The sequence below is a fragment of the Streptomyces sp. NPDC101234 genome (genome assembly GCF_044767525.1).
In the GTDB taxonomy this organism is placed as follows: domain Bacteria; phylum Actinomycetota; class Actinomycetes; order Streptomycetales; family Streptomycetaceae; genus Streptomyces; species Streptomyces sasae.
Window position 1 is genome coordinate 1 of record NZ_JBIWOA010000076.1, and the last position, 22,075, is coordinate 22,075.

At 71.3% G+C, this 22,075-nt stretch carries 14 protein-coding genes; 9 read left to right on the top strand and 5 right to left on the bottom strand.

Annotated elements, in window-relative coordinates; translation table 11 throughout:
- Positions 1-765: 765 nt before the first annotated feature.
- The 4 genes from ACIRR9_RS54640 to ACIRR9_RS54655 are packed head-to-tail and all read right to left on the bottom strand — an operon-like array spanning position 766 to position 4,330.
- A complete protein-coding gene (locus tag ACIRR9_RS54640; RefSeq protein WP_403769166.1) occupies positions 766-1,425 on the bottom strand; it encodes a response regulator in 660 nt (219 codons plus the stop codon).
- A complete protein-coding gene (locus ACIRR9_RS54645) occupies positions 1,415-2,665 on the bottom strand; it encodes a sensor histidine kinase (RefSeq protein WP_403769169.1) in 1,251 nt (416 codons plus the stop codon). Before ACIRR9_RS54645 ends, ACIRR9_RS54640 begins: the two co-directional genes overlap by 11 nt.
- A 25-nt stretch (positions 2,666-2,690) precedes the next feature.
- A complete protein-coding gene (locus ACIRR9_RS54650; protein ID WP_403769171.1) occupies positions 2,691-3,425 on the bottom strand; it encodes an ABC transporter permease in 735 nt (244 codons plus the stop codon).
- The gene (locus ACIRR9_RS54655) at positions 3,422-4,330 is read right to left on the bottom strand and encodes an ABC transporter ATP-binding protein (protein ID WP_403769174.1); all 909 of its coding nucleotides are present in this window, start codon (positions 4,328-4,330) and stop codon (positions 3,422-3,424) included. Before ACIRR9_RS54655 ends, ACIRR9_RS54650 begins: the two co-directional genes overlap by 4 nt.
- 218 nt (positions 4,331-4,548) lie before the next feature.
- Between ACIRR9_RS54655 and ACIRR9_RS54660 the strand changes: the two genes are divergently transcribed.
- The 7 genes from ACIRR9_RS54660 to ACIRR9_RS54690 all read left to right on the top strand — a co-directional run bounded on the left by ACIRR9_RS54660 (position 4,549) and on the right by ACIRR9_RS54690 (position 16,659).
- A complete protein-coding gene (locus tag ACIRR9_RS54660; protein ID WP_403769177.1) occupies positions 4,549-6,429 on the top strand; it encodes an ABC transporter ATP-binding protein in 1,881 nt (626 codons plus the stop codon).
- Positions 6,426-8,291, top strand: a complete 1,866-nt coding sequence (locus tag ACIRR9_RS54665; RefSeq protein ID WP_403769180.1) for an ABC transporter ATP-binding protein — start codon at positions 6,426-6,428, stop codon at positions 8,289-8,291. Before ACIRR9_RS54660 ends, ACIRR9_RS54665 begins: the two co-directional genes overlap by 4 nt.
- Positions 8,292-8,312: 21 nt before the next feature.
- A complete protein-coding gene (locus ACIRR9_RS54670) occupies positions 8,313-10,097 on the top strand; it encodes an ABC transporter transmembrane domain-containing protein (RefSeq protein WP_403769183.1) in 1,785 nt (594 codons plus the stop codon).
- On the top strand, positions 10,094-11,836 hold the full coding sequence (locus ACIRR9_RS54675; protein ID WP_403769186.1) for an ABC transporter ATP-binding protein: 1,743 nt from the start codon (positions 10,094-10,096) through the stop codon (positions 11,834-11,836). Before ACIRR9_RS54670 ends, ACIRR9_RS54675 begins: the two co-directional genes overlap by 4 nt.
- A 300-nt stretch (positions 11,837-12,136) precedes the next feature.
- The gene (locus tag ACIRR9_RS54680; protein WP_403769189.1) at positions 12,137-14,173 is read left to right on the top strand and encodes a M4 family metallopeptidase; all 2,037 of its coding nucleotides are present in this window, start codon (positions 12,137-12,139) and stop codon (positions 14,171-14,173) included.
- Between the two features lie 251 nt (positions 14,174-14,424).
- Entirely contained in the window at positions 14,425-16,074 is a 1,650-nt protein-coding gene (locus ACIRR9_RS54685) for a M4 family metallopeptidase (RefSeq protein ID WP_403769191.1), read from the top strand.
- A gap of 72 nt (positions 16,075-16,146) precedes the next feature.
- On the top strand, positions 16,147-16,659 hold the full coding sequence (locus ACIRR9_RS54690) for a DUF1990 family protein (protein ID WP_403769194.1): 513 nt from the start codon (positions 16,147-16,149) through the stop codon (positions 16,657-16,659).
- Positions 16,660-16,699: 40 nt separating this feature from the next.
- On the opposite strand, the gene ACIRR9_RS54695 is transcribed toward ACIRR9_RS54690, so the two are convergent.
- The gene (locus tag ACIRR9_RS54695) at positions 16,700-19,324 is read right to left on the bottom strand and encodes a glycosyltransferase family 1 protein (RefSeq protein WP_403769197.1); all 2,625 of its coding nucleotides are present in this window, start codon (positions 19,322-19,324) and stop codon (positions 16,700-16,702) included.
- A 197-nt stretch (positions 19,325-19,521) separates the two neighbouring features.
- Here ACIRR9_RS54695 and ACIRR9_RS54700 point away from each other — a divergent pair, with 197 nt between their 5' ends.
- Entirely contained in the window at positions 19,522-20,724 is a 1,203-nt protein-coding gene (locus tag ACIRR9_RS54700) for a S8 family peptidase (RefSeq protein WP_403769199.1), read from the top strand.
- Between the two features lie 263 nt (positions 20,725-20,987).
- The coding region (locus tag ACIRR9_RS54705; RefSeq protein ID WP_403769202.1) for a maltotransferase domain-containing protein at positions 20,988-22,075 on the top strand (1,088 nt) is incomplete at its 3' end.

A 22,075-nucleotide genomic window follows, 5' to 3' on the forward strand; every position in this document is an offset into this window, starting at 1 on the left:
TACTCATGTTGCTCTTGCTACTCACTACCTGTGACTGCTTCCTCCGGGACCATCCGTCCCAGTATCAAGCTGTCCGGCCGGCAGGGGGAACCTCACCCGGCCAGTTGCAGTTCCAGTTGCAGTTCCAGTTGCACTCGCCTGCGTTCAGCTGGGTCCGAAGGACTGCCTCCAGGCGGCTGCGCCGCAGGCCAGGACCGTGACGAACGCGCCCGGACCCCCGGACGAACAGTTGGAAAGCGTGCACGCCCCCAGAGGCTTTGGAGGGGGGTGGTGTCGGAGCTTCACGAAGTCCCGGACCGACGTGGCTCGGGGACCTCTTCTGGGCCACCCCCCTTGGTCGCGTTGTCGCCGTTCAGCAACAGCAGACCGACCCGACGCTCCGAAGAGTACGGGCGAGCACTGACAACGGCGCTGCACCACAAGCGCACCAGATAGAGCGGGGAGCAGCGGGGAACCACGGTGAAAGCCACCGACGCCGACGAGACCCCCTGCCAGCCGTCTGCCCAGCTCAGCGATGTAAAGGGCCTCAAATGCCCGCAGCTTCCCAAGCTGAGAGCGTGAGTTCGATTCTCGTCACCCGTTCCATGGAGAAGGCCCAGGTCGGAGACCCGGGCCTTCTTGCTTCATCAAGAACGTCGGCAACAGGTGCGGCAGACCTGGCCCAGCGAAGTCATCAACACGGCGCCGGGGGCCTACGAGTGGAACCCCGACCGCAAACGGTGAGACGTGCCTCCTGTCGGCCCGGCCGACATCACGCGTTCGATCTCAGTGGCCCAGAATCCCCCGCTGGTACGCCACCGCCACCGCCGCCGCGCGGTCGTTCACGCCCAGCTTGGCGTACAGGTGGGTGAGATGGGTCTTCACCGTGGCCTCGCTGATGAAGAGTTCGCGGGCTATCTCACGGTTCGAGGTGCCCCTCGCGACCAGGGCCAGCACCTCGCGTTCGCGGGCGGAGAGCGGTTCGTTGCCGGGGGCGGCGGGGGCGCGGACGGCGGAGACGAGGCGGGAGGCGACGGCCGGGGAGAGGACCGTACGGCCCTGGGCGGCGGCGCGGACGGCGGTGAAGAGCTCCTCGCGTGGGGCGTCCTTGAGCAGGTAGCCGGTCGCGCCCGCCTCGATCGCGGGGAGGGTGTCGGAGTCGGTGTCGTACGTGGTGAGGACCAGGACCTTGGCGCGGGCGCCGCGGCCGGTCAGTTCCCGGATGGCGTCCACTCCGCCGCCGCCCGGCATGCGCAGGTCCATCAGGATCACGTCCGGGTCGAGGGCGGCGGTGAGGGCCACGGCCTCGACACCGCTCGACGCCTCGCCGAGGACCGTGAACCCGGGCGCGGACTCGAACATGCCGCGCAGGCCGTCGCGTACGACGGGGTGGTCGTCGACGATCAGCAGGGAGATCGGGGCGTGGTCGGTCGCGTCAGCTGTCATGGCGGACCAACGGTACGCGTGCCGACAGGGCCGTGCCGAGCCCGGGTTCCGACTCCACCGTGAGCGAACCGGCGATGCGTTCGGCGCGGGCCCGCATCCCGTCGAGGCCGAAGCCGCCGGCGCGGCTGCGGGCGGGCACGGCGAGCAGGTCGAAGCCGGTGCCGTCGTCGCGGATGTCGAGGATGACCTCCTCGCCGAGGTAGGAGAGGGTGACCCCGACCCGGGAGGCCTGCGCGTGCCGGGCGGCGTTGGACAGGGCCTCCTGGACGATGCGGAGCAGGGTCGCCGCGACCTCCTCGTGCAGTTGCTCCGCCGTACCGGTGACGGTGAACTCGGCGCGTATGCCCGTCCGTTCGCCCCACTCCCCGACCGTCTTCTTCAGCGCCTCGGGGAGGCCGTCGTGCTCCAGCGCGACCGGGGCCAGGTTGTGCACGGAACGGCGGGCCTCGCCCAGACTGTGCCGGGCCAGCGCCAGGGCACGGCCCACATGGTCCTCGGCCATCGCCGGATCGGGGGTGTTGATGACGACCTGGAGCTGGGCGATGATCCCGGCCAGCCCCTGGGCGATGGTGTCGTGGATCTCGGCGGCGAGGCGGCGGCGCTCGTCGGCGACCCCGGCCTCCCTTGCCTGGACGAGGAGCTGGGCGTGAAGGGCCGCGTTCTCGTCGAGGGCCTGGCGGAGGGCGGCGATGGTCTCGGTGCGCTCGGCGGAGCGCTGTTTCTCCTGCTCGGTGAGATGGGCGATCCCCATCTGGAGGGCGGAGTTGGCGAACAGCAGTACGCCGAAGACGAGCCACTGGATCACGCTCCTCAACGGCATTCCGCCGGTCTGCGCGCCGGCCACGGTGACCGCGCTCGCGAGCAGTCCGAGCCGCCGCCACCGGCGCGGCAGCAACTCGTCGGCGTCCATGTAGCCACTGGCGGCGTAGAACGCGAAGAACGGGCTGAGCCAGGTGAGGACGAAGGCGAGTGCCCAGCGGACGACGTAGTACGCCGTCCCGGCCGGGGTCGGCGTCCGGCCGCGGTCGGGACGGCGGGACCGCGTGCCGTGCCACCACAGTTGGAGCGCGACACCGGCCCCGATCAGGGACCAGGCGGTGTACCACTTCGCCGGGCCGGTGTGCGGATCGGCGGTGGCGATCCCGAGGACGATGCTGATGCCGAGAAACCCGTACGGCACCCAGGTGTGCAGTTGCTCCCAGCGCCGGTCGATATCGCTGTCCACCTCGGTCCCCGTCATGTCCCCAGTCTGCACGGCCGGCCGCCTACTCCCAGCGGAACCAGCGAGCCGCCCCGACCGTGAGCAGCACCGCCCAGGCCGCGAGCACGCCCAGGTGGTCCCAGCCGGGCCAGGCTCCGGCAGCGGCCTGGTCCAGGGCGCGGGCCGCCGCGCCGAACGGGGTCAGCTGGACCACGCGGGCCATCGCGTGCGGCATCGACCGCACCGGGATCCACACGCCCGCGCAGAACATCATCGGGAAGAACACCGCGGAGCCGATCGCGCTCGCGATCTTCGTGGTGCGGGACAGCGCCGAGACGACGGAACCGAGGGCGAGGGCGGCGGCGGCCGCGAGCAGCAGCGCCAGCAGGTAGCCGCCGGGCTGCTTCGGCAGTCGTACGTCGAATGCGAGCCGCCCGACGACGAGCGCGAGCAGCGCTGAGCCCAGCGCGACCGTGCCCTGCACGGCCATCTGCGCGGACAGCAGCGCGGAGGGCTGTACGGGGGTGAGCCGCATCCGGCGCAGGATGCCCCGCTCCCGGTAGCCGGTCAGCGCCTGCGGCAGCGTCTGCACACCGGACATGATCAGGGCGATCAGTACGGCGATGGGGACGTATGCGTCGACCGGCCGCAGCCCGCCCAGGGACTTGTCGGCGTCCCGGAACGAGGGGATGGACCCGAGGATCACCAGGAGCAGGGTCGGGAACAGGAAGACCCAGAAGACGGCGCCGGGTTCACGGCGGAACAGGCGGAACTCGGTGCGCAGGACGGCGGTGTTCATGCCGTTTCCCCCTTCGTGAGGTCCAGGAACGCGTCGTCGAGGGTCGCGTCCACGACCCGGAGCTGATGGGCGGTGATGCGGTGCCGGGCGAGCAGGGTGATGACGGCGTTCACGGTCTCGTCGGTGCCGGAGAGCGTGATCCGGCCGTCCTTGCTCTCGACCGAGGCGAGGGCCGGGAGGGCGCCGAGGTCCTGGTCGTCCAGCGGGGCGGACGGGGTGAAGCTGATGACGGTGGCGCCGGCGCTGCGGCGGATCAGCCCGGCCGGGGTGTCCAGGGCGGCCACCCGCCCCTTGTCGATCACCGCGATCCGGTCGCAGAGCCGCTGCGCCTCCTCCATGAAGTGCGTGACGAGGAGGACGGTGACGCCGCGGTCCCGGACGTCCTCGATCAGCTCCCAGGTGTCCCGCCGGGCGCGGGGATCGAGTCCCGTGGTCAGCTCGTCGAGGACGACGACCCGCGGATTCCCGATCAACGCGAGCGCGATGAAGAGGCGTTGCTGCTGTCCACCCGACAGCTTGCCGAACCGGGTGGCGAGCTTGTCGACGAGCCCGAGGCGCTCGGCGAGCGGCGCCCAGTCGAGTGGGCCGTCGTAGAAGGAGGCGTACAGCTCAAGGGCCTCGCGGACGGTGAGCTTGGGCTGCAGCTCGCTCTGCTGCAGCTGGGCGCCGAGGACCCGGGCGGCCTTCTCGTGCTCGGCGACGGGGTCGAGCCCGGTGACCCGGACGCGCCCGCCGTCGGGCACCCGCAGCCCTTCCACGCACTCCACCGTGGTGGTCTTGCCGGCACCGTTCGGGCCGAGGATCCCGAAGATCTCCCCTTCCTCGACGGCGAAACTCACCCCGTCCACGACGGCCCGGCCGCCGTACGACTTCCGCAGGTCTGTCACTTCGATGACGGTTGGCATACGTCGAGGGTCCCGTCCGGGCCCGGTCCGCCACATCGCCCGGCCCGCTCGAAGCGGCATCAGCCGATCGGTTGATACGGCGGATCCGGTTGGCGGATCCAGTGGGCGGATCCGGTGGTACGACGGCTCGAACGGGCTGGTCGCAGGTCTACAGGCCGATTCCGGTCCGGCCAAAACTCGGTGGGCGATGTCAGTGCCGATCCGTAGGCTCGCCCCTGATGCCTCCGACACGTGCAACCACCAAGGAACGGTCCGCCGTCCGTGCCCTGCTGCGCCTGTGGCCGTATGTACGGCCGGTGCGGGTGCGGCTGTTCACCGCCGCGTGCGTGGCGATAGTCGCCTCCTGTACGGGGCTCGTGATCCCGCTCGTCCTGAAGTGGATGGTGGACGGCCCGGTGGCCGACCGCGACCCCGGCGGGGTCTGGCTCGGTGCGCTGTACCTGCTGCTGCTCGGGTTCGCGGAAGCGCTGCTCTTCGGGTTGCGGCGCTGGCTGGTGGCCAGGCCCCTGTCCCATGTCGAGGCGTCGATGCGGGCGGGCCTCTACGGCCATCTGCAGCGCCTGCCGGTCGCCTTCCACGACCGCTGGGCCTCCGGCCAGCTGCTCTCCCGGGCCACCACCGACCTGATGCTGCTCCGTATGTTCCTCGCCTTTCCGCTGACCTTCCTGCTGGTCAACGGGGTGACGATCCTCGTCGGCGTGTTGATCATGCTGGCCCAGGACTGGACGCTGGGCCTGGTCATCCTCGGCCCCGCGGTCCCCGTCATGTGGACGTGTGTGATCTTCGAGAAGCGGTACGCGAAGGTGGCCCGGCTCGCCCAGGACCAGGTCGGCGACCTGACGACGGTGGTCGAGGAGAGCGTGCTCGGCATCCGCATCATCAAGGGCTTCGGCAGGCACCGCAGCCAGGCCCGCGCCTTCCGCGAACTGGTCCGCACCCTGCGGGGCACGGAGCTGCGCAAGGCGCGGATGCTGGCGACGATCTGGGCCGTCATCGTGACGCTCCCGGAAATGGCCATCGGCGCGGCCCTGTTCTGGGGCTCGGTACAGGTCGCGGAGGGCGACCTGAGCGCGGGCACGCTGGTGGCGTTCCTGTCCACGGCACTGGCCCTGAGGTGGCCGGTGGAGTCGATCGGCTTCCTGCTGGCGATGAGCCAGGAGGCCGCCACTGCCACCGAGCGGTACTTCGAGGTGCGGGATGCGCTGCAGGAGGACGCGGATTCGGCTGCGGCCGAGTGGGGGCGGGCCGCGCAGTTCCCCGCGCCCCTACGGGGCGCTCTCCAACCGGCGGATGAACAGCGCCCCGTCAGGGGCGCGGGGAACTGCGCGACAAGCCCCCACCGGCCCGCACCCGACAACGATGGCATCCGTTTCCGCTCCGTCTCCTTCCGCTACCCGGACGCCTCCCCCGACTCACCCCCGACCCTGGAACTCGTCGACCTCCACATCCGCCCCGGCGAGTCCATGGCCCTCGTCGGCGCCACCGGCAGCGGCAAGACCACCCTCACCGCCCTCATCCCCCGCCTGCACGAGCCGACCTCCGGCCGGATCACCCTCGACGGCGCGGACATCACCGCCATGCCCCGCGAGGAACTCCGCGCCCTGGTCGCCATGGCCTTCGAGGAGCCCACCCTCTTCTCCGCGTCCGTGGGCGAGAACGTGCTCATGGGAGCCGACGACAACGCCGGCGAGCCCGAGCTGGCACGCGCCCTCGCCGTCGCGCAGGCCGGCTTCGCCCACGCCCTCCCGCAGGGCACCGGCACCCAGGTCGGCGAGCAGGGCCTCAGCCTCTCCGGCGGCCAGCGCCAGCGCCTCGCGCTCGCGCGGGCGGTCGTCGGCCGGCCCCGCTTCCTCGTCCTCGACGACCCGCTCTCCGCCCTGGACGTGCACACGGAGGCCGCCGTGGAGGCGGCCCTGCGCGACGTCCTCACCGACACCACCGCCCTGATCGTCGCCCACCGCCCCTCCACCGTGCTGCTCGCCGACCGGGTCGCCCTGCTCTCCGGCGGCCGTATCACCGCCGTCGGCACCCACCACGAACTGCTCCGCACCAACGCCGAGTACGCCCATCTGATGTCCGGGGAGGATCACCGCCGATGACCGCCGCCACCTCCCTGCCCGCCCCCGACGAGGACGACGAACTCCCCGGGCCGAAGTCCGCCGCCGCGACCGGCGACCCCTTCGACCAGGACGTCCTGCCGACCCCGCCCGGCGCCACGGCCACCCTCCTGCGCTCGCTCCTCGCCCCCATGAAGGCGCGGGTCGCCGTCACCACGCTGCTCCTCCTGTTCCAGCAGGCGGCCGTGCAGGCGGGCCCGCTCCTGGTGGCGTACGCCATCGACCGGGCCGTACCGGCGTTCCGTCACCACGACCACGGCCCGCTGATCGCCGTGGCGGTCGGCTACGGCGGGTGCGCCCTGCTCTCCGGCGGCCTCCAGTACGCCTTCATCGAGGCCTCCGCCCGCGTCAACCAGGACGTGCTCCTCGATCTGCGCGGCCGTATCTTCCGCCATGCGCAGGCGCTGAGCGTCGACTTCCACGAGCGCTACACGTCCGGCCGCCTGATCTCGCGGTCCACCACGGACGTCGAGTCGCTCCGCGAGCTCCTGAGCGAAGGCCTTCAGGAACTCGTCACCGTCATCCTCTCCTTCCTCTACATCTCGGCGATGCTGCTCTGGCTGGACCTCGGGCTCGGCGCGGTGGCGGTGGCCTCGTTCGTGCCGCTGTACCTGCTGGTGCGGCAGTACCAGCGGCGTGCGGTACGGGTGTACAAGGCGCGGTCCACGGCGATCGCGGCGGTGATCGTGAAGTTCGTGGAGACGATGAACGGCATCCGCCCGGTGCGCGCGTTCCGCCGGGAGGCCGCGAACGACGCCGAGTTCGCCGTGCTGAACCGCCGCCACGAGCTCACGAACGGCGACGCGCTCCTGGAGATGGCGCGGTATGTCGTCGGCTCCCGGCTGGTCGCCAACACATCGGTGGCGGTGATCGTGCTGTGGGGCGCCTACCGGGTGGCGTCCGGCTCCCTCGAACTGGGCGTCCTCGCGGCGGCCGTCCTCTATCTGCGACGGCTCTACGACCCGATCGACCGCCTCGGCATGTTCCTCAACTCCTACCAGTCGGCGGCCGCGTCCATGGAGAAGATCGCGGGCCTGCTGGCCCAGACCCCGTCCGTGCCGGAGCCCTCGGTCCCCAAGGAGCTGCCTCCGCTCGCGACCGAACTCCCCGGCCGCGAGGTCGTCTTCGAAGGCGTCCGCTTCGCCTACCGCACCGGCGGTGAGGTCCTCCCCCGCTTCGGCCTCGCCCTCCCGGCCGGCCAGACGGTCGCGGTCGTCGGCTCCACGGGCGCCGGCAAGTCGACCCTCGCCAAACTCCTCGCCCGTTTCTACGACCCGTCCGACGGCCGGGTCCTCCTCGACGGCGTGGACCTGCGCGAGCTGACCGTGCCCGAACTGCGGCGCGGGGTGGTCATGGTCACCCAGGAGGCGTTCCTGTTCTCCGGCACAGTCGCCGAGAACATCGCCATCGGCCGCCCGGACGCGACCCGTGCGGAGATCGAGCAGGCGGCGAAGGCGATCGGCGCGCACGAGTTCATCGCCGCGCTGCCCGACGGGTACGACACGGACGTCCGCAAGCGCGGTGGGCGCATTTCGGCGGGTCAGCGCCAACTGGTCGCGTTCGCACGCGCCTTGCTCGCCGACCCGGCGGTGCTGATCCTCGACGAGGCGACCAGCTCCCTGGACATCCCCGGCGAACGGGCCGTGCAGCGGGCCATGACCACGGTGCTGAAGGGCCGTACGGCGGTGGTGATCGCACACCGTCTGTCGACCGTGGAGATCGCCGACCGGGTGCTGGTGATGGAACACGGCCGGATCGTCGAGGACGGCCGCCCGGCCGAACTCATCGCAGGCACCGGCCGGTTCGCGGACCTGCACCGGGCGTGGCGGGACAGTCTGGCCTAGCGGAGGGAACGGGATCGCAGGGTGATCGACGCGTACGAGGATCCGGGCACGCCCGACACGCGCGGCGGCTGGTCCTATCTGTGGTGGCTGGTGCGCCGCCAGCCGGGCCGGTCGCTCGCCGGGGCGCTGCTGGGCAGCTCCTGGCTGACGCTGATGGCCGGGACGCCGTACATGATGGCGCGGGCCGTGGACGACGGCCTGGTGCCGGGCCATATGGCGGTGCTGGCCGGATGGACGGCGGCGATCTTCGTCCTCGGGGCGTTCAACGCATGGCTCAGCATCATGCGTCACCGCACCATGACCCGGGTGCGGATGGACGCCTACTTCCGCACCATCAAGACGGTCGTGGGGCACTCGGTACGCCTCGGCGCCGAACTGCCGCGCCGGGCCGGGGCCGGGGAGGTCGTCACGATCGGTGTCAGTGACGTGCACACCATCGCCCAGGCGCTGACCGTCGTCGGCCCCGGGGTGGGCGCGGTGGTCGTGTACGCGGTGGTGGCCGGACTCCTCCTGACCGTCTCGCCGCTGCTGACCGCCGTGGTGCTGCTCGGCGTGCCGGTGGTGGCCCTGGTGGCGGGCCCGCTGGCCCGGCGGCTGCAGGGCACGGAGACCGAGTACCGGGAGGGCCAGGGCGTGCTCACGGCCCGCATCGGCGACCTCGCGGGCGGCCTCCGTGTCCTCAACGGCCTCGGCGGAAAAGGCCTGTTCGCGGACTCCTTCCGCAAGGACTCCCAGCACCTGCGCGCCCAGGGCTACCGGGTGGGCGCGGTCGCCAGCTGGGTCCAGGCCCTGGGCGTGGGCCTGCCCACGGTGTTCCTGGCGGTGGTGACCTGGATCGCGGCCCGGATGGCGGCCCGCGGGGACATCACGGTGGGCCAGCTGGTCTCGGTGTACGGCTATGTCGCGGTCCTGGTCAGCCCGGTGGCGTTCCTGCTGGACATGGGCTACCAGCTCAGCCGGGGCGTGGTGGCCGCCCGCAGGGTCGTACGCCTGCTGCGCCTGGAGCCGGAGCCGGACACCGGCACCGAACAGGCGCCGAACGAGCCCTCGGTGCTGCACGATCCGGAGTCCGGCGTGCGGCTGCGCCCGGGCCGGCTGGCGGCGCTGGTGGGCGCCGGCCCGGCGGAGACGACGGCGGTGATCGACCGCCTGGGCCGCTACACACGCTCGGACGCCACATGGGGAGGCGTACGACTGGACGCGGTACCGCTCCCCGAAGTACGCACCCGCATCCTCGTCGCCGACAACGATGCCGACCTCTTCGCAGGCTCCCTGACCGATGTCATCACCGGAGGCGCAGACGCGCCCCGAAGGGGCGCGGGGAACTGCGCGACCAGCCACAACGGCGCAGCACCCGCCACCGCACATCGCGAGGCACCTCCTGACGCGCAAACGGCCCAAGCCCTCCACGCGGCCGCGGCGACGGACATCGTCCAGTCCCTCCCCACCGGCCTCGACTCCCTCATCGACGCCCAGGCCCGCAACCTCTCCGGCGGCCAACGCCAACGCATCCGGCTCGTGAGGGCATTGCTCGCCGACCCCGAGATCCTCCTCGCCGTGGAGCCCACCTCCGCCCTCGACGCCCACACGGAGTCCCTCGTCGCGGAGCGCCTCCGCGACGCCCGCGACGGCCGCACCACCCTCGTCACCACCACCTCTCCCCTGCTGCTGGCCCGCGTGGACGAGGTGATCTACCTGGTCGACGGCAAGGTCGCGGCGACCGGTACGCACGAGGAACTGCTGGAGTACGCACCCGGCTACCGCGCCCTCGTGGCCCGGGACACCGAGGAGGAGGTCGTAAGGTGACGACGAGTCAACTCCCGGTCGCCGGGCGGGCCGAGGTACGCCGGGCCACCCTCCGCCTGGTGAAGGCCGACCGCAGGGCCTTCGCCGCCGCCCTGCTCCTGAACGCGCTCGCCGCCGCGACCGGCCTGGTCGGCCCCTGGCTGGTCGGCCGGATCGTGGACGCGGTGCGGGCCGGCCGCGGGGTCGGGGCCGTGGACCGCCTCGCCCTGTGGATCCTGCTCTGCTCACTCGCCCAGCTGCTGTTCGCGCGGGCCGCCCGCTACGTCGGCCACCGCTTCGGCGAGCGGACGCTGGCCCGGGTCCGCGAGGAGTTCGTGGAGCGGGCGCTGGCGCTGCCCGCGTCGGTGGTGGAGCGGGCCGGCACCGGCGACCTGACCGCACGCGGCACCGCCGATGTGAGCACCGTCGGCACCACGCTTCGGGACGCCGGGCCCGAGATGCTGGTCTGCGCGGTGCAGGCGCTGTTCGTGATGGGCGCGGTGTTCGCGCTGAATCCGCTGCTCGGTGTGTTCGGGGTGCTGGGGCTGACCCCGATCTGGTTCGCGCTGCGCTGGTATCTGCGCCGGGCGAGGGACGGCTATCTCACGGAGGGCGCGACCACCTCCGGGGTCGCGGAGATCGTCACGGCGACGGTGAGCGGGGCCCGTACCGTGGAGGCGTTGCGGCTGCAGGAGCAGCGGACCGCGGCGAGCCGGGACGCGCTGGAGGCCAACCGGAAGGCCCGGTTCTACACGCTGTATCTGCGGACCGTGTTCTTCCCGGCGATCGAGGTGTCGTATGCCATTCCGGTCGCGGGGGTGCTGCTGATCGGCGGGATGCTGCATGTGGGCGTCGGGGTGGTGGTGTCGGCGGCGCTGTATCTGCGGCAGTTCTCGGAGCCGCTGGACCAGATCCTGATGCGGGTGGAGCAACTCCAGTCCAGCAGTGCCTCGTTCGCCCGGGTGGAGGGGCTGGCGCAGGCGCCGCGGACGGCTGCCGACCGGGCGGCACCGGCTCCGGCGGACGACCGGATCGATGTGCGCGGGGTGCGGTACGCGTACGAGCGCGGTGGCGAGGTGCTGCGCGGGGTGGATCTGACGGTGCGGCCCGGGGAGCGGCTCGCGGTGGTGGGGCCGTCCGGCGCCGGGAAGACGACGCTGAGCCGGCTGCTGGCGGGCGTCGACGCGCCCGGGGCGGGCACGGTGACCGTGGGCGGGGTGCCGATCGCCGGTCTGGAGCCGGAGCGGCTGCGCCGTCAGGTGGTCCTCGTCACCCAGGAGCACCATGTCTTCCTGGGTACGGTCCGGGACAACCTCCTGATCGCCGAACCGGCCGCGCGGGACGAGGACCTGTGGGCGGCGCTGACGGCCGTCGGCGCCGACGCATGGGTGCGCGGCCTCCCCGAGGGCCTCGACACCCGCCTCGGCAGCGGCGGTTGTGCCACGGACGGCTCCCAGGCCCAGCAACTCGCCCTGGCGCGGGTCGTGCTGGCGGATCCGCACACCCTGATCCTGGACGAGGCGACCGCGCTGCTGGACCCGACGACCGCCCGGCACACCGAGCGCGCCCTGGCCGCCGTACTGGAGGGCCGTACGGTGATCGCCATCGCCCACCGTCTGCACACCGCGCACGACGCCGACCGGGTGGCCGTGATGGAGAACGGCCTCCTCACCGAACTCGGCACGCACGAGGACCTGGTGGCGGCGGGCGGAGCCTACGCGGCGCTGTGGTCGACCTGGCACGGCGACAAGGCCCCCTGAGCTCCGCCCCTGCTCGATGCGGCCCTGCCTCTCCTCAACGCTCCGCATACCGAACATGAACATCCGGACAACGAACGATTTCCGGCCAAGTTCCTGACGCGGTCCTGACAGACGACGTTTTCTGCTGCCACTCTTCCCACGGCCGACTCACAGCAACCCCACAGGATCACCCCACCGCTGCCGAGTCCGGCACTGCACGCGCATGTGGTTCCGCGTTCCGCCTGTTCTGCCCGGACCGCCCACCCGCGGCCCGGATCTCCCCTGGCCGTGTGACCCGCGGCCATGCAGAAGGAGTCAGTGTTGAGAAGCAGTTCCTCTCGCAGACGCACCCCCCACCGCACCGCAGTAGTGGCCCTCGCCGGCGTCGCCGCCCTGATCGCCGCCGCAGTCCAGTCCGGCGCCGCCAGCGCCACCCCCGCCAAGCCGCAGACCGGCAAGGTGAACAGCGCCCACCGGGCCGTCAGCCTCTCGGCCTCGCAGCGCGCCGAACTGCTCCGCGACGCGAGCACCGAACGGGCCGCCACCGCCAGGGCGATAGGCCTCGGCGCCCAGGAGAAGCTGGTCGTCAAGGACATCGTCAAGGACGCCGACGGCACGCTGCACACCCGCTACGAGCGCACCTACGCGGGCCTGCCCGTCCTCGGCGGCGACCTGGTCGTGGACACCGCGAAGTCGGGCGCCACCGAGCGTGTCATCAAGGCGAACAACGCCACGCTGAAGGTCGCCTCGCTCACGCCCCGGGTCACCGCGGGCAAGGCCGAGAAGACAGCGCTGTCGGCCGCCAAGGCGCTGGGTTCCACCAAGTCGGCCGCCGACGGCGCCCGCAAGGTGATCTGGGCCGGCTCCGGCACCCCCGTCCTCGCCTACGAGACGATCGTCGGCGGCTTCCAGGACGACGGCACGCCCAACCAGCTGCACGTCGTCACCGACGCGGCCACCGGCAAGAAGCTCTTCGAGTACCAGGGCATCGACACCGCGACGGGCACCGGCAACACCCAGTACAGCGGCTCGGTCCCGCTGACCACGACCCAGTCGGGCTCGACGTACAACCTGACCGACGGCGACCGCGGCGGCCACAAGACGTACAACCTGAACCACGGCACCTCGGGCACCGGCACGCTGTTCTCGCAGTCGAGCAACACCTGGGGCAACAGCACCACGTCGAACGCCGCGACCGCGGGCGCCGACGCGCACTACGGGGCCGCCGAGACCTGGGACTTCTACAAGAACACCTTCGGCCGCAGCGGCATCAAGAACAACGGTGTCGGCGCCTACTCCCGTGTCCACTACGGCAACTCGTACGTGAACGCGTTCTGGGACGACAGCTGCTTCTGCATGACGTACGGCGACGGCTCCGGCAACGCGGACCCGCTGACCGCCCTCGACGTGGCCGGCCACGAGATGAGCCACGGCGTCACCTCGAACACGGCCGGTCTCAACTACTCCGGTGAGTCCGGCGGGTTGAACGAGGCGACCTCCGACATCATGGGCACCGGCGTGGAGTTCTACGCCAACAACTCCACCGACGTCGGCGACTACCTCATCGGCGAGAAGATCAACATCAACGGTGACGGCACCCCGCTGCGCTACATGGACAAGCCCAGCAAGGACGGCTCGTCCAAGGACAGCTGGTACTCGGGGCTCGGCGGCCTGGACGTGCACTACTCGTCCGGTCCCGCGAACCACTTCTTCTACCTGCTGAGCGAGGGCAGCGGCGCCAAGGTCATCAACGGCGTCAGCTACAACTCGCCCACCGCGGATGGACTTCCGGTCACCGGTATCGGCCGGGACAAGGCGCTGCAGATCTGGTACCGGGCGCTCACCACCAAGTTCACCTCGACCACCAACTACGCGAGCGCCCGCACCGGCACCCTCGCGGCGGCGGGCGAGCTGTACGGCACCACCAGCACCGAGTACAAGGCGGTGCAGGACGCCTGGGCGGCCGTCGCGGTCGGCTCGCGCTCCAGCGGTGGTGGCGGCGGTACGGGCACCTCGTACGAGAGCAACACCGCCGTGGCGATCCCGGACAACGGGCCGGCCGTCACCTCGTCGATCACGGTCTCCGGCCGGACCGGGAACGCGCCGAACAACCTCCAGGTGACGCCGAACATCACCCACACCTGGCGCGGCGACCTGGTGGTCGATCTCGTCGGTCCGTCCGGGACGTCGTACCGCCTGAAGAACTTCAGCTCGTCGGACTCGGCGGACAACGTGACCGATACCTACACGGTCAACGCCTCGTCGGAATCGGCCAATGGAACGTGGACTCTGAAGGTCCAGGACCAGGCCGCGCAGGACGTCGGAACGATCAACGGCTGGAAGCTGACATTCCCGTAAACCGCAGGACAGCGGCATGAACGACGGGCGCCGTCCGGGGGTCCGACTCCCCCGGGCGGCGCCCTTGTTACATGGCCGCAACGTTCACCCAACACCTGTTTTTCGGCCAACATCACTTCAGGGTCCTGACATGTACGCGACCTTGATGTCACTCTTCCTTCACCCGCCGCACAGCACAGCAACTTCACATCACCACAGCCGGGCAGGTAACCCCACTCCGCCCGGACTCCCCACACCATGAAGGAGCTTGAGTGAGCCCCCTCTACGCGCGTCACAAGCGCACCACTCTCGCCATTGCCACCGCTGTCGCCGCCGGCGCCCTGCTCACCACGGGTCTGACCTCCAACGCCTCCGCGGCCGCCAAGCAGCCGCTGACCGCAGCACCCGCCGCGCTCTCCAACTCCGCCCACATCGCCCTGATCCACCAGGCGCAGGCGGACGTCGCCGAGACCGCGCAGCAGATAGGCCTCGGCGCCAAGGAAAAGCTGATCGTCAAGGACGTCGTCAAGGACGTCGACGGCACGGTCCACACGCGCTACGAGCGCACCTACGCGGGCCTGCCGGTGCTCGGCGGCGACATCGTCGTGCACACCTCCAAGGCCGGCAAGACCGAGGGCATCACCAAGGCGACCAAGGCGACCATCAAGGTGGCCTCGCTGAAGCCGCAGGTCACCACCGCCAAGGCCGAGAAGACGGCGCTCACCGCCGCCCGGACCCTGGGCTCCACCAAGTCGGCCGCCGACGGCGCCCGCAAGGTCATCTGGGCCGGCTCCGGCACCCCCGTCCTCGCCTACGAGACCATCGTCGGCGGCTTCCAGGACGACGGCACCCCGAACAAGCTGCACGTCATCACCGACGCGGCCACCGGCAAGAAGCTCTTCGAGTACCAGGGCATCGAGAACGCGACCGGCACCGGCAAGACGCTGTACTCCGGCACGGTCAGCCTCACCACCTCGCTGTCGGGTTCGACGTACTCGCTGACCGACGCCTCCCGCGGCGGCCACAAGACGTACAACCTGAAGCACGGCACCAGCTCCGGCACCGGCACCCTGTTCACCAACACCACGAACACCTGGGGCACGGGCGCGGCCTCCAGCTCCTCCACCGACGTGACCGCGGCCGCCGACGCCGCCTACGGCGCTCAGGAGACCTGGGACTTCTACAAGAGCACCTTCGGCCGCAGCGGCATCAAGAACGACGGTGTCGGCGCCTACTCCCGCGTCCACTACGGCAGCTCGTACGTCAACGCGTTCTGGGACGACAGCTGCTTCTGCATGACCTACGGCGACGGTGCCAGCAACACCCACCCGCTCACCTCGCTGGACGTGGCCGGCCACGAGATGAGCCACGGCGTGACCGCCAACACCGCGGGCCTCGACTACAGCGGCGAGTCCGGCGGCCTGAACGAGGCGACCTCCGACATCTTCGGCACGGGCGTCGAGTTCTACGCCAACAACTCCTCCGACCCGGGTGACTACCTGATCGGCGAGAAGCTCAACATCAACGGCGACGGCACCCCGCTGCGCTACATGGACCAGCCCAGCAAGGACGGCGGCTCCGCCGACTACTGGTCCTCGTCCGTCGGCAACCTCGACGTGCACTACTCGTCGGGTGTGGCGAACCACTTCTTCTACCTGCTGTCCGAGGGCAGCGGCTCGAAGACGATCAACGGGGTCAGCTACAACTCCCCGACGAAGAACAGCTCCACCATCACCGGCATCGGCCGGGACAAGGCACTGCAGATCTGGTACAAGGCGCTGACCGAGTACTTCACCTCCAGCACCAACTACTCGGGCGCCCGCGCCGGCACCCTCTCGGCGGCTGCCGCGCTCTACGGCTCCAGCAGCACCGAGTACGCGACGGTGAAGGCGGCCTGGACCGCGGTCAACGTCACCTCGTGACGCGCTAGCACAGTGTGCGGGCGGGCCCCCGGGAGCGCGACCTCCCGGGGGCCCGCCCTACCCTTGTCTCCCATGTCCTTCACGTACGACGCGGTGGGCGCGACTCGCGAGAACCTCGCCGCCTGCCCGCCGGGCTTCCACCCCCTGTATGTACGCACGCGCATAGGCGAGGGCCAGGAGGTCTTCCGCCGGGCCGCCGAGGCGGTCCTCACCTGGGAACTGCACCGCGCCCTGGGCGTGGGCATCGACGCCGGCGCCGACCGCGCGGCCCCCGACGTCGATGTCACGGTCACCCTGGCCGGTCTCATCAAGGCCCCCTGCCGCATCGTCTGGGCCGTCGAGGAACCCCGCCGCGCGGGCTGGGCCTACGGCACCCTCACCGGCCACCCCGAATCCGGCGAGGAGGCCTTCGTGGTCGACCGCACGGGCGACGGCACGGTATGGCTGACGGTCGCGGCGTTCAGCAGGGCCGCCAAGTGGTACGCCCGAGCAGCCGGCCCGGCCACCCGCGGCCTCCAGCACGCATACGCCCGCCGCTGCGGAGCGGTACTGCGACGCCTGTGCGCGGGGCTCTCCGAGGACTGACCGACGGAGCGAGGCCGGCTGCCTCGCCCCGCAGCACGGGTCAGCGCATCAGTACCCCGGCCCCGTCCGCCGCTCCCGCCGAAGGGGCTGTCACCAGGCCCAGCTCGGCTCCCGAGGCGAGGAGCCGGTGGGAGGGGAGGATGCGGACCGTGTAGCCGTAGGGGCCGGTGCGGTCCAGGGAGAGGGGGCCTTCGTAGGTCCAGTGGCCCTCCAGGTCGGGGCCTCCGGTCGGCTTCAGCGGGACCGTCGCCGCGTCCGTGATGCGGTCCTCCGGGTCGACGCGGCCGGAGACGGCCTGCACCTCCACGTCGTCGGGGCCGAGGTCGCCCAGGCGGACGCGGACGCGCAGGGCGAGGGTGGTGCCCAGTTCGGCGGTGGCCGTCGCGGCCGTGGTCGCCACGTGGTCGACGGTCACACCGTGCCAGGCCGCCCGCACCCTGTTCTTCCAGGCGGACAGTTCACGGGCCGCGTCGGGGGTCATGACCCGGTGGGCGTGGGCCGCGGGGGTGTAGAGGCGCTCCACGTACTCGCGGACCATCCGGCCGGCCAGCACCTTGGGACCGAGGAGGGTGAGGGTCTGGCGGACCATCTCGATCCAGCGGTCGGGCAGTCCGGTCCGGCCGCGCTCGTAGAAGCGGGGGGTGACGCGTTGTTCGAGGAGGTCGTAGAGGGCGGCCGCCTCGATGTCGTCACGGCGGTCGGGGTCGGTACCGGCGCCGTCCGCCGTGGGGATCGCCCAGCCGAAGTCCGGCTGGAACCATTCGTCCCACCAGCCGTCCAGGACCGAGAGGTTGAGGCCGCCGTTCAGCGCCGCCTTCATCCCGCTCGTCCCGCACGCCTCCAGCGGGCGAAGGGGGTTGTTCAGCCAGATGTCGCAACCCGGCAGCAGCTTCTGCGCCATCGCCATGCCGTAGTCGGGCAGGAAGACGATGCGCCGGCGCACCCTCGGGTCGTCGGTGAACCGGACCAGTTCCTGCACCAGCCGCTTGCCGCCGTCGTCCGCCGGATGCGCCTTTCCGGCCACCACGATCTGGATCGGGCGCTCGGGGTGGAGCAGCAGGTCCATCAGCCGGTCGCGGTCGCGCAGCATCAGCGTGAGGCGCTTGTACGAGGGGACCCGGCGGGCGAATCCGATGGTGAGGACGTCCGGGTCGAGGGCCTGGTCGATCCAGCCCAACTCGGCCGTCCCGGAGCCCCGTTGCCGCCAGGACGCGCGCAGCCTCTCCCGCACCTCCAGCACCAGCTGTTCGCGCAGATCGCGGCGCAGATCCCAGATCTCCTGGTCGGCGACGTCGGCGACCGCGTCCCAGCGCTCGGCCCCGCCGACGGTCAGCGCGTCCTCGGTTCGGCGGTCACCGAGCTGCCGGGCGCCCAGCCGCACCACCTCCGGGGCCACCCAGGTCGGGGCGTGCACCCCGTTCGTCACGGAGGTGATCGGCACCTCGTCGGGGTCGAATCCCGGCCACAGCCCGGCGAACATCTCCCGGCTGACGTTGCCGTGCAGCAGCGAGACCCCGTTGGCGCGCTGGGCGAGCCGCAGCCCCATCACGGCCATGTTGAAGAGGTTGGGCTCGCCGCCGGGGTAGGTCTCCATGCCGAGCCGCAGGATGTGTCCGACGTCGATGCCGGGGAGTTCGGCGTCGGCACCGAAGTGGCGGGCGACCAGCTCGCGGTCGAAGCGGTCGATACCGGCCGGGACGGGGGTGTGGGTGGTGAAGACGGTGCCCGCCCGGACCGCTTCCAGGGCCGCGTCGAAGTCCAGCCCGCTGGCGGCGAGTTCGGCGATCCGCTCCAGGCCGAGGAAGCCGGCGTGCCCCTCGTTGGTGTGGAAGACCTCCGGCTCGGGGTGGCCGGTGAGACGGCAGTACGTCCGTACGGCGCGCACCCCTCCTATCCCCAGCAGCATCTCCTGGAGCAGCCGGTGTTCGCTGCCGCCGCCGTAGAGCCGGTCGGTGACCCCGCGTTCGCCGAGGTCGTTCTCCTCCACGTCGGAGTCCAGCATCAGCAGCGGCACCCGGCCCACCTGGGCCAGCCAGATCCGGGCGCGCAGCAGCCGCCCGCCGGGCAGCGCGAGGGAGACGTGCGCCGGGGTGCCGTCGGCCTCCTTCAGCAGCACCACGGGGAGTTCGTTGGGGTCGAGGACGGGATAGTGCTCCTGCTGCCAGCCGTCCCGGGACAGGGTCTGCCGGAAGTAGCCGTGCCGGTACAGCAGGCCGACCCCGATCAGCGGTACGCCGAGGTCGCTGGCCGACTTGAGATGGTCGCCGGCCAGGATGCCGAGACCGCCGGAGTACTGGGGCAGGGCGGCCGTGATGCCGAACTCGGGTGAGAAGTAGGCGACGGCGGCCGGGAGTCCGGCGGACTCGGGCCGCGACTGGTACCAGCGGTCGCCGGTCACATAGTCGCCGAGATCGTCGGCGACCGCGGTCAGACGGCGCAGGAAACGACGGTCGCCGGCCAGTTCGGCGAGCCGTGCCGGGGGCACGCTGCCGAGCAGCCGCACCGGGTCGCCCTCGCAGGCGGCCCAGCGCTCGGGGTCGACGGCCTGGAAGAGATCACGTGTCTCGGTGTGCCAGGACCAGCGCAGATTGCGGGCCAGGTCGCTGAGCGGGCGCAGGGGTTCGGGGAGAACGGGACGGACGGTGAACCGACGGATCGCCTTCACATTCCACCTCGGGCGTTTCGCGTTCGCGTGGGAGCCGTACGGCGGTGTGCGGCTCACGTCTGTCACGACGGTACCGGTGTCGGGGGTGCCTACGGGGGCTGCCGCCCCGGACGGGCCGGTTGCCGTCACGCCTCCTTGTGGGACCCGGCCGCGCACGAGACGCTGCCCTTCTGAGCTGAGGAGGGGGACTCACAGCCATGTCACGGACGCATACCCGGCGTCTGCGTCTGGCGGGGGGCTTGACCGCGGTCGTCACGGCCGCGGTGCTGTCGTCGGCCACCCTGCCCGCGCACGCCGTATCGGAGGGGACCGTACTCGGTGCCGGCCGGCCCGGCTCGGTCGGCGGAAGTTATCTGGTGACGCTCAAGGAAGGCATCAAGGGGCCGTCGACGGCCGGGAAGGGGATCATCACCCGCTATGGGGCGAAAATCAGCCATACTTACGACAGTGTGCTGAACGGCTACGCCGTCAGAGCAAGCGCTGCACAGGCCAGACGCCTTGCCGCCGACTCCCGGGTCGACTCCGTCGTCCAGGACAGCCGTGTCCGCCTGGAACGCACCCAGAAGAACCCGCCGTCCTGGGGCCTGGACCGCGTCGACCAGGCGGCTCTGCCGCTCGACAAGGCCTACACCTGGCCGCAGTCGGCGGGCGCGGGCGTCACCGTCTACGTGATCGACACCGGCGTCCGCATCAGCCACCGCGACTTCGGCGGCCGGGCGAGCTACGGCTGGGACTTCGTCGACGGCGACCGGAACGCGGACGACGGCAACGGCCACGGCACCCATGTCGCCGGCATCATCGCGGGCACGAAGTACGGCGTCGCCAAGCAGGCCAGGATCGTCTCCGTACGGGTCCTGGACGACTCCGGGGCGGGGACCACCACCCAGGTCATCGCCGGTATCGACTGGGTCACCGCGCACGCGCGCGGGCCGGCGGTCGCCAACCTCAGCCTGGGCGGCTACCACAGCGTCCAACTCGACACCGCCGTACGGAACTCGATCAGGTCCGGGGTGACCTACACGGTCGCGGCCGGCAACGACGACCGCCCCGCCGCCGGCTACTCACCGGCCGACGTACCGCAGGCCCTCACCGTCGGCGCCACGGACCGCACCGACACCCGCGCGGCCTTCTCCGACTTCGGTTCCGCGGTCGACCTGTTCGCCCCGGGCGTGGCGATCACCTCGGACTGGAACGCGAGCGACACCGCCAAGGCGACCTGCTCGGGTACGTCGATGGCGGCACCGCACGTGGCGGGCGCCGCCGCGCTCTATCTCGCCGGCCACCCGAAGGCCGGCCCGGCCCAGGTCGCCAAGGCGCTGATTGCGGGCGCGGCGAGCGGGAAGGTGTCCGATGCGGGGCCCGGCTCGCCCGACAGACTCCTGCGGGTGCCGGAGTCGTAAAGCGGTTTCTGGTATGCGATCACGCCACCGGCCCCGTTCGCGCGGAACGGGGCCGGTCTTGTGCGTAGACATACGGCTGAGTAGTTAACAAAGTGCCGGATTGCCCACCCGAATAGGGTGGGAAGGCTCCTCCGGTACACCCCACGGACACACCACAGATGCATCCTTGGACCCATCCGCAGGATCACCCGCAGGAATCCCCCGCAGGACACCTCCCCACCACCCATCCGCCCACACCCTCGTTGCCGCGGACAGGAGCGGTCATGCCCGCCACGCACCACACGTCAGCACCCACGACACGGCGCAGCACGTCGCCCGGCGCCACACCCCCCGCGGACGAGGCCACCGCCGTCGGCCGCATCCCCGTCCTCGATGTCCGCCCTCTGATCCAGCAGGGGCGCCGGCCCGCCAAAGCGGTGACCGGGGAGTCGTTCGAGGTCACCGCCACCGTCTTCCGCGAGGGCCATGACGCCGTCGCCGCCAATGTCGTACTGAAGGACCCGAAGGGCCGCCCGGGCCCCTGGACCCCGATGCGGGAGCTCGCCCCGGGCACCGACCGCTGGGGCGCCACCGTCACCGTCGACGGGAAACCGGGCCGTTGGACCTATCAGGTCGAGGCCTGGGGGGATCCGGTCGCCACCTGGCGCCATCACGCACAGATCAAGATCCCGGCCGGCATCGACACGGATCTGGTCCTGGAGGAGGGCGCACGGCTCTACGAGCGGGCGGCCGCCGCCATACCCAAGCGCGGGAAGCGGGAGGTCCTGCTGGCCGCCGTGGAAGCCCTCCGTGACGAGGACCGGCCCGCCCCCTGGCGGCTGGCCGCCGCCCTCACCCCCGCGGTCGACAAGGTCCTGGCCCGCTACCCGCTCCGGGAACTGGTCACCGCCTCCGAGCCGCTGCCGCTCCTCGTGGAGCGCGAACGGGCCCTGTACGGCTCCTGGTACGAGTTCTTCCCGCGTTCCGAGGGCACGCCCGAGCGGCCGCACGGCACTTTCCGGACAGCCGCCCGGCGGCTGAAGCCGATCGCCGACATGGGCTTCGACGTCGTCTACCTCCCGCCGATCCATCCGATCGGGACCACGTTCCGCAAGGGCCGCAACAACACCCTGGCCCCGGGGCCGGACGACGTGGGCGTGCCCTGGGCCATCGGCTCCCCCGAGGGCGGGCACGACGCGGTCCATCCGGACCTGGGCACCGTCGAGGACTTCCAGTGGTTCGTGGAGCAGGCGAAGGGGCTCGGCCTCGAAGTCGCCCTGGACTTCGCGCTGCAGTGCTCGCCGGACCACCCCTGGGTGGAGAAGCATCCCGAGTGGTTCCACCACCGGCCGGACGGCACCATCGCCTACGC